Raw genomic sequence first — 16,507 nt, 5'->3', positions numbered from 1 at the left:
CGAGGGACTGCGGATGAGGGGGTGGTGCGGGTCAGCCCTTGACCGCGCCGGCGGTGAGTCCGCCGACGAGGAAGCGCTGCAGGGCGATGAACGCGATGGCCACGGGGAGCGAGACCACGAGCGAAGCCGCCATGAGCTCCGGCCAGGCGGTGGACGCCTCGCCGATGAACGTGTTGACGAGGCCGGGCGGCAGGGTCTGCTTATCGGGACCGGCGAGGGTGAGGGCGAAGATGAAGTCGTTCCAGCCCCGGACGAACGCGAACAGTCCCGCGGCGATGAGGCCGGGCGCGGCCAGCGGCAGCACGATCGAGTGGATGATGCGGAGGCGGGAGGCACCGTCGACGCGGGCGGCCTCGATGAGCTCGTCCGGGATCGTGTCGAAGAAGCCCTTCAGCATCCACACGCACAGCGGCAGCGTGAACGTCGTGAACGACAGCACGAGCGCCGTGTAGGTGTTGAGCAGGCCGTAGGCCGAGAACACCGCGTAGAGGGTGATGAGCAGCAGCGCCTGCGGGAACATCTGCGAGGCCAGGACGAAGTACATGAGGCTGCGGCGGCCGCGGTAGCGGAACTTCGAGAACGCGTAGCCCATGTACGCCGACACCAGGACCGAGAGGATCGCGGTGATGACGGAGACCACGATGCTGTTGCGGAGGTAGCCGAACAGGGCCGGGTTGTTCGCGAGCGCGGCGTAGGCCTCGAACGTGATCTCGGTGGGGAACAGCTTCGGCGGGTAGCTGAACACCTCGGTGCGCGGGGTGAGCGAGGTCGCGAGCAGCCAGTACACGGGCAGCAGGGCGAACCCGCCGAACACGACGACGGCGATCCAGGCGCTCACGGTGGAGGCGCGGCGGTCGGCACGGTGGCGCCGACGGCGGGGCGCGGCGGGTGGGGCGGAGACGGCGGCCACCGTCTCTTCGGTCAGCACGGCGGTCATCGCTTCTCTCCCTTCTCGGACAGGCGGACGTAGACGACGACGAGCGCCATCAGCAGGATCATCCAGAGCAGGCCGATCGCCCCGGCGTGGCCGAGGTCGAAGCCGTCGAACGCGGTCTCGTAGACGGCGGTCGCGAACGTCTGGGTGGAGCCGGCGGGACCGCCGCCGGTGAGGACGTAGATGATGTCGAAGTGCTGGAAGTTCCAGATGAACTCCAGCAGGATCACGAGGCCGATGATGCCGCTCATCTGCGGGACCGTGATGGAGAAGAAGCGGCGGATGGTGCCGGCGCCGTCGATCTCGGCGGCCTCGTGGAGCTCGATCGGCACGGTCTGCAGGCCGGCGAGGAGCATGACCATCATCCAGGGGAACGACTGCCAGGTCTTCGCGACGATCACGGCGATCATGGCGGTGGTGGGGTTCGCGAGCCACGCCTGCGGGGAGTCGATGAGGCCCACGGTCTCCAGGGCCGCGTTGAGCACGCCGTAGTTGGCGTTGAAGATCCACATCCACAGGAACGACACGACCACGCCGGGGATCAGCCACGGGATGAGCATGAGGCCGCGGAGCACCTTGGCGCCGCGGATGCGCGTGTTCAGGGCGAGGGCGAGGCCGAAGCCGATCACGAACGGCGCGATGGTCGTGCCGAGGGTGAAGACGAGCGTCTGGGTGAGGAGCGGGAAGAACTCACCTGTCAGCACGTCGACGATGTTCTGGAAGCCGACGAACTCGCGGCCGGGCTCGACGAGGCTCTGCTTGTAGAACGCGGTGATGAGGGCCGTGATCAGCGGGTACACGACGACGGCGGCGAGGAGCGCGAGGCCGGGAGCCGTGAGGAGGAGCGCGAACATCCCGTCCGAGAGGCGACGGGGCCGGCGACCTGTTCCTATCTGTGAGGAAATGGTCTGTTCTGTCATCTAGGTCATCCTTGGCCTGGGGTGATGTGTCCGCACTCTCGCGGTGCGGTCTCGGGCTTCCTCAGTATTTCCGGCAGATTACAGCGGCGTCAACTGGAGAGCGCAATAGTCAGAAAGTGGTGGAAAGTGGTTTGTTTTGTGAACTGATTCCCTGGGAGTAGCCCTCGGTACGATCACGACATGGGGTTCTCACTGCTCGGCCTGGCGGTGAGTCTCGCGATCTTCCTGCCGAACCTGCTGCTGATCCCCTTCCCGCCGAGACCGAAGCTCGAGAGCCCGGCGGTGCCCCGAGTACTCCTGGTGTTCGAGAGGGCAGGGCAGGCGCTCTGCATGACGGTCCCTGCGATCACGGCGGCCGGCCCGATCGCGTGGGCGTGGGCGGTGCCGGTGGCGCTGGCGGTGCTCGCGTACGGGGCCCTCTGGATCCGCTACCTCCGCCGCGGCCGGCCCGGGTCGGCGCTGTTCGACACCGTCCTCGGCATCCCGGTCCCGATGGCCCTCGCGCCGGTGGCCGCCTTCCTCGGCGCAGCTGCTTGGCTGCAGAACCCGTGGATCGCACTCGCCGCGATCGTCCTCGCTGTCGGGCACATCCCGACCTCCCTCCTCGCGGCCCGGGAGGACTAGCGCCGGCAGCTCCGAGAGTCGCCGATTCCTCCTGGGGAGTGGGCGATCACGACATCCTGAATCGGTGAGGCCTGGAGCGGAGCCCCTGGTCAAGGGGTCGCTCAAGGGGAGCATTTTTTACGGTGAACTGGATTTTTTCACAGTTAACCCTCGTGGCGATCGCGCGTCATAGTCGGAGGGTTGCGAGGCGAGCCGCACCTCGTAAGGGAAGGGCGCGCATGTCTCGCCAGTAGTAGGGGAAGTCGCGCTCGCGGACGATCAGGTGAAGGCGCTTGAGGGAAATGTGCTCATCGTCGATAGTGCTACCGGCGCGGTTTCCGTGACGTTACCGGTCTCGTCGAATGCGGACTCCGCTCTCATCGAGGGGGTGCCGGTCCTGTCGGACGGCGAATCGAGCGACATCGTTCCTGTGACTCTGGAGGATGGCTCAGTCGCGATCCACTCGGTAATGAATGATGCGAGCGCCCCCACCTCCTACCGGTATACGTTCAACATGGATGCCGGAACACGGCTTGTGCTGGATGAGAAGGACGGCTCGGTCGTTGCTTTGAACGCGGAGGGAGTTCCGGACTTTTTTGTGGCTGCGCCCTGGGCCACTGACGCGAACGGCCACCCCGTTTCCACTTCCTACACTGTCGAGGGCGATGCTTTGGTCCAGCACGTCCAGGTCGATCCGTCGACCGCGTTCCCCGTGGTTGCCGATCCATGGCTCGGAATCGACCTCGTGAGCAGTTTCTACTGGAGCTACATTGCGAACAATGGCTACAAGCTGAACGTCAATCCCACCCCTTTTGCTCGAACCATCACGGGCGCGCTCGCGTATCAGGCTGTCGGTGAAGCAGGCTGGAGCGAGCTCTACAACAAGATGCCCTCGACGCAGCGGCCGCGTATGAATGCCTCCGCGAAGGGGCAGTACATCTGCCACATGGGATTCGCCGGGTTCGATGCGCAGTGGAATCTCGAAACGTGGAAGCCCGCGAAGAGCGCAGCGAGGTGGATTGCTTCAGGCTGCAACTAGCGCTCCGAGGCATATTCTCGTTGACAGGAATGTATCCGCTTCTTAGGCTCCGGGTATGACAGAGATGACGTCGTTGCAGTTCGACATCCTCACGTCGCTGACGTCCGCGCGGCGCCACGGCTATGGAGTGGTCGCGCAGATCAGAGAGACATCGGGTCGACCGCCGGGCGTCGCCACTGTGTACGCCGCGCTCGCCAAGCTGGAACGTCGGGGGCTTGTGGAGCCGGCCGGTGACGAGATCGTGGATGGGCGCGTCCGTCGCTATTACTCGATCACGTCCGCGGGATCGACAGAACTCAAGACCCAGGCGCGTCTGATGGCCGTGAGGTCCGAGACGGCTCTTCGTGCGCTGAGCGGTCGAGAGTCCCTCGCATGAGCACCGGTGGCGACGGCGCGAACATTGGCACTGAGCGGGTGCTGCGCGACATGCTCACGGAGGCGCATCTCGATCACCCCGAGCGTCGGTGGAAGGAGGAGGTCATCGCGTCGATGTTCCGGGGGCGGTGGTCGATGGCGATCGGGGTTGCGCTTCTCTGCGTCGGTGTCGCTGTTGCGAGCGCATCCTTTCTGCTGAGCGCTGCATTCACCGAGACAGGCGCCGCGTGGGGGCGGATCGGCCTCACGGGGGTCGTTCCCGCCCTCGCCATCGTTTCGCTGGGTCTCGCAGCCCAGGCGTCATCGCGCGTCTTGAAGGCCCCGTGGTTGGCGGTCGTTCTCGGGGTGGCCGGATCGGTTGCGACGAGCATTGTGTGCGAGTTCTGGTACGTCGGCGTCGCCGCCGGGCAGCTACTCATGGCCCCACTCCTCGCCGTCGCCTGTGCCGCGGTGGCGCTCAACGGGATGGCAGTGGCTGTGCTCATCCGTCCCCTTCTCCGACAGCTTTCTCTGGTGAGCGCAGTCGCCGTCGGCGTCATTGTCGTCGTGTTCGGCGGTGCCGCGTTCCTGCTGTTCGTCCTCCCGATCCTGACCACGGTGTTCATCGCGCTGGGGGCCCTGACGGCGGTCATCCTCCTCCATCGCGCCGAACGTCATGTTGCCGCCGCCGCGATGCACTGAGGTCGCCCACTGAGTCCGCGGATCCGAAACGATCAGTATCGATCCTTGCTACTCGATTATCGATTGGCTACGGTCGGAGCAGCCGCTCCCGCGGCGCCGCGCGCATCGGCCGTGCGGGAAGCGACAGTTCGGAGACGCGATGAAGCGTGTACTGGCAAGCCTGACCCTGGCGGCGGTGTTCGGATCCGCCCTCGCTGCGGCGGTCCCGTCGGCGGCTGCGGCCGCGGACGATGACGCCCTCTACCTCGCGCCGGGAGGTGACGACGCGGCCTCCGGCACGATCGACGACCCCCTCGCGACGCTGGAAGGCGCCCGCGACCGGATTCGCGCGCTGAAGGCGGATTCCGCGCTCCCGGACGACGGCCTCACGGTGTACCTCCGGGAGGGCACGTACCCCCGCTCGGCGTCGTTCGAGATCGGCGCGCAGGACTCGGGCACTGCCGACGCCCCCATCACCTACCGCTCGTACCCGGGGGAGACCGCCACCCTCACCGGCGGTCGCGAGCTGCCGCGCGACCAGTTCGCCGCGGTCGACGACGCGGCGGTGACCGACCGCATCATCGACCCGGCTGCCCGCGACCGTGTCGTCGGGATCGACCTCGCCGACCTCGGCATCACCGACTACGGTCAGCTCAGCCGCCACGGCTACTGGAAGGCCAACGACGTCAGCACCACCCCGCCCATGGAGCTGTTCATCGACGGCCAGGGCATGACCCTCGCGCGCTGGCCCAACGCCGACGCGGCCACCCCGACCGTGCAGATGGGCGACATCATCGACGCCGGGCCGGACCGCAACGACGCCGACCTGCAGGAGCGCGGCGGCACGTTCAGCTACGGCTACGACCGTCCGAAGCACTGGACCCAGGCCGAGGACGTGTGGCTGGACGGCATCTTCGGCTACAGCTGGGAGTGGTCGTACAACAAGATCGAGAGCATCGACACCGAGGCGAAGACCATCACCCTCCGCTACGGCGAGATGTCCGGGATCATGAAGAGCTGGTTCCCCGACTTCCACTTCGCGCAGAACCTGCTGGAGGAGCTCGACGCCCCCGGCGAGTACTACATCGACCGTGACGCCGGGAAGCTGTACCTCATCCCGAACGCGGCCTTCACGTCCGGCCGCGGCGCCGTGACGGTCACGACGCTCGACGAGCCGATGCTGCGCGCCGACGGGGCCTCCTACGTGAACTTCGACGACCTCGTGATGGAGTACGGACGCGCGACGGCCGCGGTCATCCTCGGGGGCTCGCACGTGACGATCTCGCACAGCGACATCCGCAACTTCACCGACGGCGGCGTGCTCATCAACTCGCCAGGGCGCTACACCTACGACGGCATCCCGGTGAACCGCGGCGGCCGCGACCACGCCGTCACCGACAGCCGGCTCACGCACGTCGGCGGCGTCGGCGTGGTGCTCCAGGGCGGCGACAAGACGACGCTCGAACCCGGCCGCAACCGGGTCGAGAACTCCGAGATCGCGGACTTCGCGTACTACCACAAGGCCTACAACCCCGGCGTGATGTTCGACGGCGTCGGCAACATCGCCAGGGACAACGAGATCCACGACGCTCCGCACCCCGGGATCATCGTGCACGGCAACGACCACCTGTTCGAACGCAACGAGGTGTACGACGTCTGCAAGCAGTTCCACGACCTCGGTGCGATCTACATGAACTCCGGCAAGACCCCGCAGCAGCGCGGTCACGTGTTCCGGGAGAACTACTTCCACGACATCGGCGTCGGCATGGCGGGCGTCGAGGGCATCTACGCCGACAACTTCACGTGGGATCTCACGATCGAGAAGAACGTGTTCGTGAACATGGGCAACGGCGCGATCAAGAGCGGCTCGGCCGACTACATCGAGGCACGCAACAACGTCTTCGTCGACGCCTACGCCCCGTACGACAACTACGAGCAGTGGATGGGCAACCAGGAGGGCAACGTCGTCGACCGCGACTACATGCCGGCCTGGGAGAAGGTGTTCGCCGACAACAACGACTTCGTCGGCACGCCGTATCTGACGAAGTACCCCGAGCTCGCGCACTTCTTCGAGGACGACCACTACTTCCCGAACCACAGCACGTTCGCGGAGAACGTCGTGTGGAACCCGAACCGGGCTCGGATGGCCGGCGTCAACGAGCACGGCGCGAAGGACGGGAAGAACCTCCTGAACTACGAGGACAACTGGGTGGCCGACGCCGACCCCGGCTTCGTGGACGCCGCGAACGGCGACTACACGCTGAAGGCCGATGCGGCCGTGTTCGACCAGATCCCGGGCTTCGAGGCCATCGCCTTCGGCGAGATCGGGGTCGACGGCGCGATCGGGCAGACGCAGCAGCCGCAGGCCATCCCGCTCGAGGACATCGCGTTCGACAGCGACACGCTCACGATCGACGCGGGCGACGAGGTGCGCGTGCGCGCCGTGCCGCTGCCCTGGAACGCCGACGACGCCGCGGTGACCTACGCCTCGGCCGACACCGCCGTCGCCACCGTCAACGACAAGGGCGTGGTGCTCGGCATGGGCCCCGGTACGACCACGGTGACGGCGACGGCGAAAGCCGATGCCACCAAGACCGCGACCATCGAGGTGATCGTCGAGGAGGGCGACGGCGTGCTGCACTTCACCGACTTCGAGTCGGGGGCGAACGGCTGGCCGACCGACCCGAACCGCTCCATCCAGGTGGATGCGTCGGGTGACAAGGTGTACCGCATCCTCAAGGGCGCCAACAGCATCCTGCCGCGGGACTTCACCGAGTTCGTGCTCGACTTCGACGTCACGGCGCCGGCCACGACCCCTGCCAACGCGGGACTCATCGTCTACGACCGCAACGGCAAGGGCGGCGGCTACATCCGCTTCCGCCAGGCCGCGGCCGGGCCGACCTGGACGATCTTCGACGACGCCTGGAAGGTCGTCGCCGAGAAGGTCGTGCCGGCGGCACAGGGCCTGACCCCCGGCGAGACCTCGCACGTCCGTATCGCGGTGCAGGACGGGCAGATCCGGATCTCCGTCAACGGGGCGATCGCGCTGGAAGGCGCCGACCCCGGCCCCGGCACGGCCGGCCGGGTCGGGTTCTACGTGGAGAACTACGCCTCGCTCGACTTCGACGACATCGGGTTCTCGCTCTCCGGCGTGCCGGTCACGGGCGTGAGCCTGGACGCCGACGCCGTGGGACTGACCGTGGGGGAGCGGCGGTCCGTCGCGGCTACGGTCGCCCCGGAGGACGCCAGCGACGCCCGGGTCACCTGGACGACCGACGCCCCGGAGGTCGCCACGGTCTCCGGCGGACGCATCGCGGGGGTGACAGCCGGCACGGCGACGATCACCGCGACCTCGGTCGCCGATCCGAGCCTCAGCGACACGGTCACCGTGACCGTGGACGATACCGAGTACCCGACCACTCGCTTGGACGGCCAGCTGAAGGACGGAGCGAACTGGAGCCAGTCCGACCTCATCGCGGTGGACGACACGGGTGTCGTGATCAGCGGTCAGGGCGTGCACGGCTACGAGGCCGAGCGCTTCGGCGACACCCTGCTGCAGTTCGAGGCGGAGTTCGGCGCCTTCGACGGCGGCTGGTACGGCTTCCAGGCGCGCTCCGACCAGACCGGCCTTCCCGCCTGGCAGAACTCCAACACCGGATACCTCGCGGTGATCAAGGAGGACGTGATCGAGTTCCAGAGCTGGACCCCGGGCCAGACCATGCTCGACAGCATCCCCAATACGGTCATCGAGCCGGGCTCCACGCACCGCATCGAGTTCGGGGCCGTCGCCGAGGACGGCGGCACCCGCATCGTGCTCCGGGTCGACGACGTGACCGTGTGGAACATGGTCGACGCCAGGGAGAACCTCCGCATCGGTGCGGACGGCTTCTTCAACGTCTACCACTACGGCAAGACGAACACCCTGGCCGTGCGGCCGACACCGCCGCCCGCGACCGTGACCGGTATCTGCTGGGCGCCCGAAGCCGACCCGAAGACCCGCTACGTGCGCGGCGAGGAGCTCGACGTGGCCGGCATGCTGCTGGGCGTGGACTGGAGCGACGGATCCCGCACCACCCAGCAGGTGACGGCGGACATGGTCAGCGGCTTCGACAGCAGCAAGGTGCGCCCGCACCACACGCTCACCGTGACGTACGCTGGCGCGAGCGTCGAGCTCCCGATCTCGGTGCGACCGAAGCTCAAGAACGACGAACAGGACGTGCCACGATGCGGGTGACCTTCATCGGAGACTCGATCACCGACGCGGGGCGCGATCGCTCCGACCCGGAGTCCTTCGGGGACGGCTATGTGTCGCTCCTCGCCCCCGAGCTGCAGGCCGCGGGGGCCACGGTCCGCAACCTCGGGATCGCGGGGGACCGCGCCCGCGACCTGGCCGCGCGGTGGGACGCGGAGCTGCTGCCCACGGCGCCGGAGCTGCTGACCGTGTACGTCGGCGTGAACGACATGTGGCGGCGGTTCGACAGCGACGACCCGACCTCGGCCGAGGAGTTCGCCGCCACGCTCGGCGACCTCCTCGGCCGCGCGGTGGCCGCGCACGCCCCGCGGCTGATCCTCATGGAGCCGTACTTCCTCCCGGTGACGGAGGAGCAGCGCGCGTGGCTCGACGACCTCGACGGGAAGCGGGCGGCGGTGCGGGCTCTCGCCGCGGAGCGCGGGGCGGCGTTCGTGCCCCTGCACGAGGTGTTCACGGCGGCGGCGGAGCAGTATCCGGTCGTCGAGCTCGCGCCGGACGGTGTGCACCCGACACCCCGCGGATCCGCCCTCATCGCGGATGCCTGGCGCACGGCCGCGTCCATTAGCGATAGTCGATAATGGACGTAGACTGATGGTCATGACGGATGCTCTCGGCACGGCCGGACTGCAGCGCGGACTGCTGTCGGATCAGATCTACGCGCTCATCAAGGCGATGATCAAGGACTCCACGCTGGCTCCCGGCGAGCAGCTCGTGGAGTCGCAGCTCGCCCGGCAGATGCAGGTGAGCCAGGCGCCCGTGCGCGACGCTCTCAAGCGGCTCGCCCACGAGGGTCTCGTGTCGCACGTGCGGCATCAGGGCAACTTCGTCGCGAGCTACTCCGCGGAGGAGGCGGCGCAGGCCAAGGTCGCCCGCGTCGAGCTGGAGGGGCTGGCGGGACGGCTGGCCTGCGGGGCGCTCGACCCTGCTCGCCGCGCCGAGCTCGTCGGCCTCATCGCGCAGATGCATGAGGCGGCGGAGGCGGAAGACCTCGCCCGGTTCCGCGAACTCGACTTCACCTTCCACCGTGCGGTGATCGAGGCCAGCGGCAACGTGTACCTCCCCCGCATGTGGGACCTCCTGGAGCCGAGCCTCCGCGTCATGCACGTGCTCGGCGACCCCACCTTCACGGGGGACTGGCACGAGGTCGCGGACTGGCACAAGGGCCTGCTCGACACCCTGGAGGCCGGCGACGAAGAGGCCGCGTCCGCCCTCTTCCGCGCCCACGCCGCCGGTACCCTCCTCGACTGACCCCCGCGCGAGGTCGCAGTTTCGCACCGAGGTCGCACGCATGACCGGAGTCCCTGCGGCACGGTGAGGATCTGCGACGGGGGTGCGGAAGTGTCCGGGGTGGGGAGTCCCTGCTCGAGGTCGCAGTTTCACACCGAGGTCGCACGGCTGGCCGGAGTCCCTGCGACGCGGGGCGGATCTGCGACGGGGGGCTACGCGGTGAAGGGGGAGAGGCGGTCGGCGGTGCCGGACCAGAATGCTCGAGCCTCGGCCGGGGACAGCGGAGGAAGAGCCCGCCGGGTCGCGGCGAGCACCTCCGCGTAGGTCGTGGTCCGCGTGGACATCGGCCAGTCGCTGCCGTACATCAGCCGTTCCGCGCCGAAGAGGGCGAAGGCGGAGCGCAGCAGTTCCCGCGACTCGTCCACCCCGCGCGCCGCGAGCTCGAGCCCGGAGACCTTCGCCGACACGCCCGGAGCCGACGCGGCCTCGGCGAGGGCGGAGAGCCATGCGCCATCGGCCGTCCGGACGCCGAGGCCGAGGTGGCAGACGACGATCGCGGTGTCGGGGTGCCGTCGGGAGAGGGCGGCCGCGGCGGGCAGCTGATCCGGGCGGATGAGCAGTTCGAGGGTGCGGGCGGTCGCGCCGAGGTGGGCGGCGAGGGCGTCGAGGCCGTCCACATCCGAGAGATCCGCGGCGAACTGCGGCACCGCGGCGCGCACGCCGACCACGGCCGGAGAGAACGCGACCGCCGTGGCGCCGGCGGCTCGTCCCGGCGCGGGGGTGTACTGCAGCACCACGCGTCGCAGGAACGGGTCGCGGGCCGCGGTCGCGGTCAGCCACTCCGCCTCCGCCACCGAGTCCGCCGCCTGCACGGCGATGGCGGAGGAGACGCCGGCGTCGGTCAGCTCCCGTCCGAGACGAGCGGCCGCGGCCTGCCGGGGGAGCCCGAGGTCGTCGCGGAACCACGGGATCGGCACGGCGTCCGCATCCCAGACGTGCACATGGGCGTCGACGATCCGCACGTCAGCTCCCGGGCCGCGCGGTCATGCAGCCTCCGCGTCGAGGGCGTCCCACAGTGCGGCGGGCAGCGCGGCGTCGATGCCGTCCACGAACGCGTCCACCTCGGCGGGGGTGCGCGCCCCGACGACCACCGCATCCGCACCCTGCCGCAGCGGGAACTGCACCGCGGCATCCGCGAGGCGCACGCCGTACGCGGCGCACACGGCCTGCAGGCGCTGTGCCCGCTCCCGGAGCTCCGGGGGTGCCGGCTTGTACTCGAAGAACGGGGAGCCGACCGGGTCGACGAGGATGCCAGAGTTGAACACCGCGGCCGCGAGCACCCCGATGCCTCGGGCCGCCGCGGTCGGCAGCAGCCGGTCCAGGGCGGTGCGGTCGAGCAGCGTGAGCCGACCGGCCTCCATCACCACGTCGAGCGGCGCCTCGGCGACGTAGCGCTCCAGGGGGTCGAGCCGTCCCAGGCCCACGCTGATCGCGCGCACGACCCCTTCGTCGCGCAGCTCGGCGAGGGCCGGAAGCGCCGTCGCGAACGCCGCCTCCACGTCCAGGGGGTCGTGCAGGTGCAGCACGTCCACGCGATCGACACCCATCCGGGCGAGGCTGCCCTCGAGGCTCCTCCGCACGCCGTCCCTGCTGAGGTCGACGACGGAGTCGTGTCCGCTCGCGGCGCCCGCGACGGGGCGGCCGTCCGCATCGACCAGCACCCGGCCGACCTTCGTCGCGATCACGTAGTCGTCCCGCGGCACGCCGCGCAGGGCGAGGCCGAGCTTCCGCTCGCTCTCGCCCGAGCCGTACAGCGGTGCGGTGTCGAAGAAACGGACGTCGCGGGCGAGCGCCGCCTGCACGGTGGCCACCGCGTCGCCGTCGGGCACAGGGGCGAAGAGGTTGCCGATCGGCGCGCACCCGAGTCCGACGTCGTCGCGGGCGGCGACCTCGGGATTCAGCGGACGGAGCTCTGGACGGAACGCCATGCCTCGTACTCCTCGCGGCTGTCGGGGGTCAACGGGTAGTAGTCGCTCAGGCGTGCGCCCTCGTCGAGACGGCGGCGGCTGAACACCTCCCACTCCTCGTGATCGCGCGCGTCGTCCACGACCCGCGGCGCCATGGCCTGCGGCACCACGACAGGGCCGTCGTCGTCCGCGACCACGAGGTCGCCCGGCATGCACAGGGCCCCGCCCACCGCGACGGGCACGTCGTACGCCCACGGCACGAGCTCCGACTGCGAGGCGTAGTGCGGGGTCGTGCCCGTCGACCACACCGGGATCCCGAGCTCGCGGATGCGGCCGGCGTCGCGGATGCGGCCGTCCACGACGATCCCCGCCCCGCCCTTGCGCGCGAAGTAGCGCGCCAGGATGTCGCCGATGCACCCGGAGAACCGGCTGCCGTACGCCTGGATCACCAGCACGTCGCCGGGCTGCACGGCCTCGAGCACGTGCCACAGGGCGGTGTGCCGCTCGGCGTACTCCTGGCCGTCGCCCGAGGCCATGTCCTCGCGCTGCGGCATGAACTGCAGGGTCAGCGCCGAGCCGACGACGCGCTGGCCGAGGCTCAGCGGCTCCGGTCCGTCGATGTAGCTGCGGCGGATCCCGAGTCCGTGCAGCTTGGCGCACGCGGTGGCGGAGGAGATCGCGTCGAAGGAGTCGACCACCTCGCGCGAGGGCCGCTGGTAGGCCCCACCCCGCACGGGCAGGGCGAAGTCGGGTCGGATCAGATCGGCGCTCATGCGTCTCCTTCAGGGAACAGGTGGCGCGGCGATCCGGTCGCACGCGCGATGGTCAGGTCGAGGTCGGCGGTGTGCGCCGGGGGCAGGGCCACCACGAGGTCGTCGTCCACGTCGAAAGTCGTGGTGACGGTCGGGGCGTCCGGGGCCGTGTACGTGCCCGAGGCGCCGGGCCAGAAGCCGGGCTCCTCGCCGGAGGCCGTGACCCGCACGATCCGGTCGAGGCCGAAGCGCCCGCCGCGCAGCCGCACGGTGCGGGTGTGCACGGCAGAGGTGTTCACGAGCTGCACGCCGATGCCGTCGTCGTCGAGACGGTGCACGAGCGCGGCGACGTCCTCCGGGAGTCCGGGCCGCGCGCGGTCGACGTCCTCGTAGCGGAGCGCCGTGAAACCGAGCCCGCCGTTGTAGAGCACCTGCGGCGCCCCGCCGACGAGCTGGGTCAGCACCTCCGTCACCACCGGGTTCACGCGCTGCCAGAAGTGCAGGTGCGCGGCGTCGGGGTCGCGGGCGTCGGCGAGCATCATCGCGGCACGACGTGCCACCTGGCCGAGCGCCATCTCCAGCGCCCGCACCGGATAGTCGGGCAGGTCGCCAGAGAGGTACGCGAACCAGCCGGCCTCGTGACCCGCCTCCTCCTTGTCGCGGAACGGCGCGACGAGGTCGGCGGAGGAGGGGAGGCCGGCGATCGCCGTCTCCAGCCGCTCCCGGTCGGACGACCGCCGCGACCACCACCACAGCCACAGGGGGAGGTCGAGCTGCAGCGGACCGTAGTCGAACCAGCCGTCCGCGCCGTGGCGGTAGGGGACCAGCAGAGCGGGCTCGGTGGCAGCGGCGCCGAGCCGGGCCATCCACCCGCCGCGCAGGCTGTACGTGGACTCCGCGACGCTGCCCGTGCGCGCCTCGGCGAGCACGGTGTCGAGCATGGTGCGCACGAGGTCGAGGGCGCCGTCGTCGCCCGTGACGAGCGCGTGGTTCAGGGCACCGATCAGAGCGCTCATGCCGACGGAGTGCAGCCCGTGCGGCCAGGCCCAGCCGTAGTGGCCGCCCCACCAGCGGCCGTCGTGGAGGGAGCCGACGGTGCCGTCCGGACCGACGTTGTCGGGGAGCAGCCCGCCGGCCGCGCGCGCACGCCAGCCGTCGACGTACCGGCGGATCCAGGCGGCCGCCTCCTCGTCACCGTCGTAGAGCCAGCGGTTCGCGGCGAGGGAGGTCGCGGCGAGGTTCACGGCGATATCGCCGGCTGCCCGGCGCTGCATCTCCTCCGCCATCCGCTGGGCATGGGCGGGGTCGGCGAGGTCGTCCCAGGAGGCGATGCCGTCCAGGCCGTGCAGCGGCAGACCGTAGGGGCGCATCTCGTTGCGGTCGGCGGTGTACGGCACGATCTTCTCGTCGAGACCCTCGCGGGCACCCAGAGCGCCGTTGTGCGGCGAGCGGATCATGTTGCGCTCGGCGTCGTAGTTGCCCTGTGCGGGGTCGGTGAAGAGGGCCGCGAACCGGGCGGCGCGCGCGGCGAACGCGGAGTCGGCCGGGTCGGCGGCGCAGATGCCGGCGAGGAACAGCAGCGACTCGCCCTGATGGAACCAGTCGTAGCCGTTGTCGTACTCCTCGGTGAGCATGCCCGCCTCGGCGAGCTGCACGGTCACGCCCTCCCAGTGCCGCTTGGCGTCGGCGAGCACCTCGTCGGAGCCGCCGAGCAGGTAGAACGCGGGCCAGTTGAAGAAGGGCTCGTACAGGTCGTCGACGCCGTCGCGGTCGATGAACTCGGCGACGCCGCGGAGGCGGCCGTCCGGCAGCGTGTAGCGGTCGCGGAAGAGGCGGCGGGCCTCCTCGACCTCGGCGAAGAGCCGGCGCTGCAGCACGGCCCAGGCCGGGATCGCACGCAGCGGACGGGTGAGCGGAGTCTCCGGCACGGTCATCCCTTCGTCGCTCCGGCGACCAGGCCGCCGATGATGTGGCGCTGCATCACGATGAAGAACACCATCGCGGGCAGCACGGCCAGCAGAAGGGTCGGGAACACCTGTGTGTAGTCGGTCGAGAACTGTCCGACCGCCGCGTAGACGCCGGTGGTGACCGTGTAGATCCCGGAGCTCGGCCCGAGGATGATCTGCGGACTCACGAAGTCGTTCCACACGCCGATCGAGTTGAGCACCACGACCGTCGCGACGACGGGCTTCATGATCGGGAAGATGCACGCCCAGAACGCGCGGATGGGCCCGGCGCCGTCCAGGGACGCCGCCTCGTCGATGTCACGCGGCACGCTGCGGAGGTAGGCCGTGAACAGGAAGATCGTCACCGGCAGGGTCGCCGCCGTCTCGAAGAGGATGAACCCGGGGATCGTGTTGATGAGCCCGAGCACCCGCAGCACGAAGACCACGGGGATCAGCGTCACCTGACCGGGGATGAAGAGCCCGGAGACGAAGAGGAGCAGCAGTCCCAGGTGCCACTTCGACCGCCCGCGGGCGATGACGTAGGCGACGGGCGCGGCGAGGGCGATGCAGCACAGGTTCACGAGCACGACGAACAGCAGTGTGATGCCGTACGCGGCGATCACGTTGAACTTGCTGCTCGTGATCGCGGCCCACAGGTAGTCGAACGTGAACATCTGCGGCGTGATCAGCAGCGGGTTCTCGATGATGTCGGCCTGCGGTTTGAACGCGTTGATCAGCATCGTGTACATCGGGATCAGCATCGTGATCGCGACGACGCCGAGGACGATCCACCGGATCGTGCTGACGGCGAGGGCCGGGCGGTTGCGGGTCTGCTTCATCAGTCGGTCGCCTTCTGCTCGGCGCGGCGTCGCACCAGCGTGACGGCGAGGCCGACGACCGCGGTGACGATGAGGAGGATCATGGACTGCGCGGCGCCGAAGCCGAGGGCCGAGTTCGCGAAGGAGTCCTTGAGGATCTGGTAGACGATGGTCTGCGTCGAGCCGGCAGGTCCGCCGTCGGTGAGCGACAGCACCACGTCGTACGCCTTGAGGAGCCCGACGAGGGTGAGCACGAGGTTCACGGTGAAGACGGGCGCGATGAGAGGCAGCGTGATGGACCGGAACTGCTGCCACCGCGAGGCGCCGTCCACGGTCGCCGCCTCGTAGTACTCCGCGGGGACGGACTTGATGCCGGCGAGGAACAGGATCATGTTGAAGCCGAAGTGCGACCACACGATCGTGAAGATCACGCTCGCCTTGGCGAAGGTCGGGTCCGTGAGGAACGGCATCGCCGGGAGGCCGAGCGTGCTGAGCAGACCGTTGACGGCGCCGGTGGGGGAGAGCATCGCCGACCAGAGGAAGCCGATGATGAGGGCGCTGATCACGTACGGGTAGAAGAAGATCGTGCGCAGGATCGTGTTCGAGCGGCCGGGCCCGGAGATGAGCGCGGCGATCGCGAGTCCGATGGCGTTGCAGAGGATCGTGCCGACCACCGCGATGACGCCCGTGAAGATCGCGGCCTGCGTCGAGCGCGGGCTGCGGAACGCCTTGATGTAGTTGTCCCAGCCGATGAAGTTGAAGTTGAGGCTGTAGCCGTTCCAGTCGGTGAAGCTGAGCACCGCCGCGAGGATCATCGGGATGACGAACATCGCGAGGAAGACCGCGACGGCCGGGCCGCCCATGAGGATGCCGGGGATCCGGTTCCGCCACTGCTGCAGCGCCGTGCGGCGGCGCGGGGCGGGGGGCGAGCTCATCGGCGTCGATGGTCCTGTCGGGGTGGCGGCGGCGGCCGGAGGCGGCGCGGTCGTGGTGGGCGGAGTCATGGCGGCACTC

At 69.4% G+C, this 16,507-nt stretch carries 15 protein-coding genes; 7 read left to right on the top strand and 8 right to left on the bottom strand.

The features are described 5' to 3' along the window. Positions 1-31: 31 nt before the first annotated feature. Positions 32-937, bottom strand: coding sequence for a carbohydrate ABC transporter permease (locus AUV07_RS13965; RefSeq protein ID WP_025105392.1), 906 nt, complete (start codon positions 935-937; stop codon positions 32-34). Further along, positions 934-1,788, bottom strand: a complete 855-nt coding sequence (locus AUV07_RS13960; RefSeq protein WP_174235390.1) for a carbohydrate ABC transporter permease — start codon at positions 1,786-1,788, stop codon at positions 934-936. Before AUV07_RS13960 ends, AUV07_RS13965 begins: the two co-directional genes overlap by 4 nt. Positions 1,789-2,034: 246 nt before the next feature. On the opposite strand from AUV07_RS13960, the gene AUV07_RS17675 reads away from it, so the two are divergent. The 7 genes from AUV07_RS17675 (at position 2,035) to AUV07_RS13925 (ending at position 10,031) form a co-directional block, all read left to right on the top strand. Continuing rightward, positions 2,035-2,478, top strand: a complete 444-nt coding sequence (locus AUV07_RS17675; RefSeq protein WP_062637046.1) for a hypothetical protein — start codon at positions 2,035-2,037, stop codon at positions 2,476-2,478. A gap of 262 nt (positions 2,479-2,740) precedes the next feature. Beyond that, complete coding sequence (locus AUV07_RS13950; protein ID WP_157524086.1) at positions 2,741-3,496, top strand: DUF2599 domain-containing protein; 756 nt, start codon at positions 2,741-2,743, stop codon at positions 3,494-3,496. Between the two features lie 55 nt (positions 3,497-3,551). Continuing rightward, entirely contained in the window at positions 3,552-3,872 is a 321-nt protein-coding gene (locus AUV07_RS13945) for a PadR family transcriptional regulator (protein ID WP_082802974.1), read from the top strand. Between the two features lie 50 nt (positions 3,873-3,922). Then, a complete protein-coding gene (locus AUV07_RS13940) occupies positions 3,923-4,552 on the top strand; it encodes a hypothetical protein (protein ID WP_157524084.1) in 630 nt (209 codons plus the stop codon). A gap of 139 nt (positions 4,553-4,691) precedes the next feature. After that, positions 4,692-8,765 carry an Ig-like domain-containing protein gene (locus AUV07_RS13935; RefSeq protein ID WP_062637040.1) on the top strand — a complete coding sequence of 1,358 codons (4,074 nt, stop codon included), beginning with the start codon at positions 4,692-4,694 and terminating at the stop codon, positions 8,763-8,765. After that, the gene (locus AUV07_RS13930) at positions 8,756-9,361 is read left to right on the top strand and encodes an SGNH/GDSL hydrolase family protein (protein ID WP_062637039.1); all 606 of its coding nucleotides are present in this window, start codon (positions 8,756-8,758) and stop codon (positions 9,359-9,361) included. The genes AUV07_RS13935 and AUV07_RS13930 overlap by 10 nt, the downstream gene beginning before the upstream one ends. A gap of 19 nt (positions 9,362-9,380) precedes the next feature. Then, complete coding sequence (locus AUV07_RS13925; RefSeq protein ID WP_060922931.1) at positions 9,381-10,031, top strand: GntR family transcriptional regulator; 651 nt, start codon at positions 9,381-9,383, stop codon at positions 10,029-10,031. A 191-nt stretch (positions 10,032-10,222) separates the two neighbouring features. Here the strand turns inward: AUV07_RS13925 and AUV07_RS13920 are convergent, their stop codons facing one another. Genes AUV07_RS13920 through AUV07_RS13895 form a run of 6 tightly spaced genes read right to left on the bottom strand, consistent with a single transcriptional unit; the run spans position 10,223 to position 16,497 of the window. After that, complete coding sequence (locus tag AUV07_RS13920) at positions 10,223-11,032, bottom strand: amidohydrolase family protein (protein ID WP_062637036.1); 810 nt, start codon at positions 11,030-11,032, stop codon at positions 10,223-10,225. Between the two features lie 21 nt (positions 11,033-11,053). After that, positions 11,054-11,998 carry an aldo/keto reductase gene (locus AUV07_RS13915; protein WP_062637035.1) on the bottom strand — a complete coding sequence of 315 codons (945 nt, stop codon included), beginning with the start codon at positions 11,996-11,998 and terminating at the stop codon, positions 11,054-11,056. Continuing rightward, entirely contained in the window at positions 11,968-12,750 is a 783-nt protein-coding gene (locus AUV07_RS13910; protein WP_062637033.1) for a dimethylmenaquinone methyltransferase, read from the bottom strand. Before AUV07_RS13910 ends, AUV07_RS13915 begins: the two co-directional genes overlap by 31 nt. Continuing rightward, entirely contained in the window at positions 12,747-14,663 is a 1,917-nt protein-coding gene (locus AUV07_RS13905; protein WP_062637030.1) for a hypothetical protein, read from the bottom strand. The genes AUV07_RS13910 and AUV07_RS13905 overlap by 4 nt, the downstream gene beginning before the upstream one ends. Next, on the bottom strand, positions 14,660-15,514 hold the full coding sequence (locus tag AUV07_RS13900) for a carbohydrate ABC transporter permease (RefSeq protein ID WP_017204137.1): 855 nt from the start codon (positions 15,512-15,514) through the stop codon (positions 14,660-14,662). Before AUV07_RS13900 ends, AUV07_RS13905 begins: the two co-directional genes overlap by 4 nt. Further along, on the bottom strand, positions 15,514-16,497 hold the full coding sequence (locus AUV07_RS13895) for a carbohydrate ABC transporter permease (RefSeq protein ID WP_231868278.1): 984 nt from the start codon (positions 16,495-16,497) through the stop codon (positions 15,514-15,516). Before AUV07_RS13895 ends, AUV07_RS13900 begins: the two co-directional genes overlap by 1 nt. Between the last annotated feature and the right edge of the window lie 10 nt (positions 16,498-16,507).

Source organism: Microbacterium sp. CH1, assembly GCF_001595495.1.
In the GTDB taxonomy this organism is placed as follows: domain Bacteria; phylum Actinomycetota; class Actinomycetes; order Actinomycetales; family Microbacteriaceae; genus Microbacterium.
This window is presented reverse-complemented; position numbering and strand designations above follow the sequence as displayed.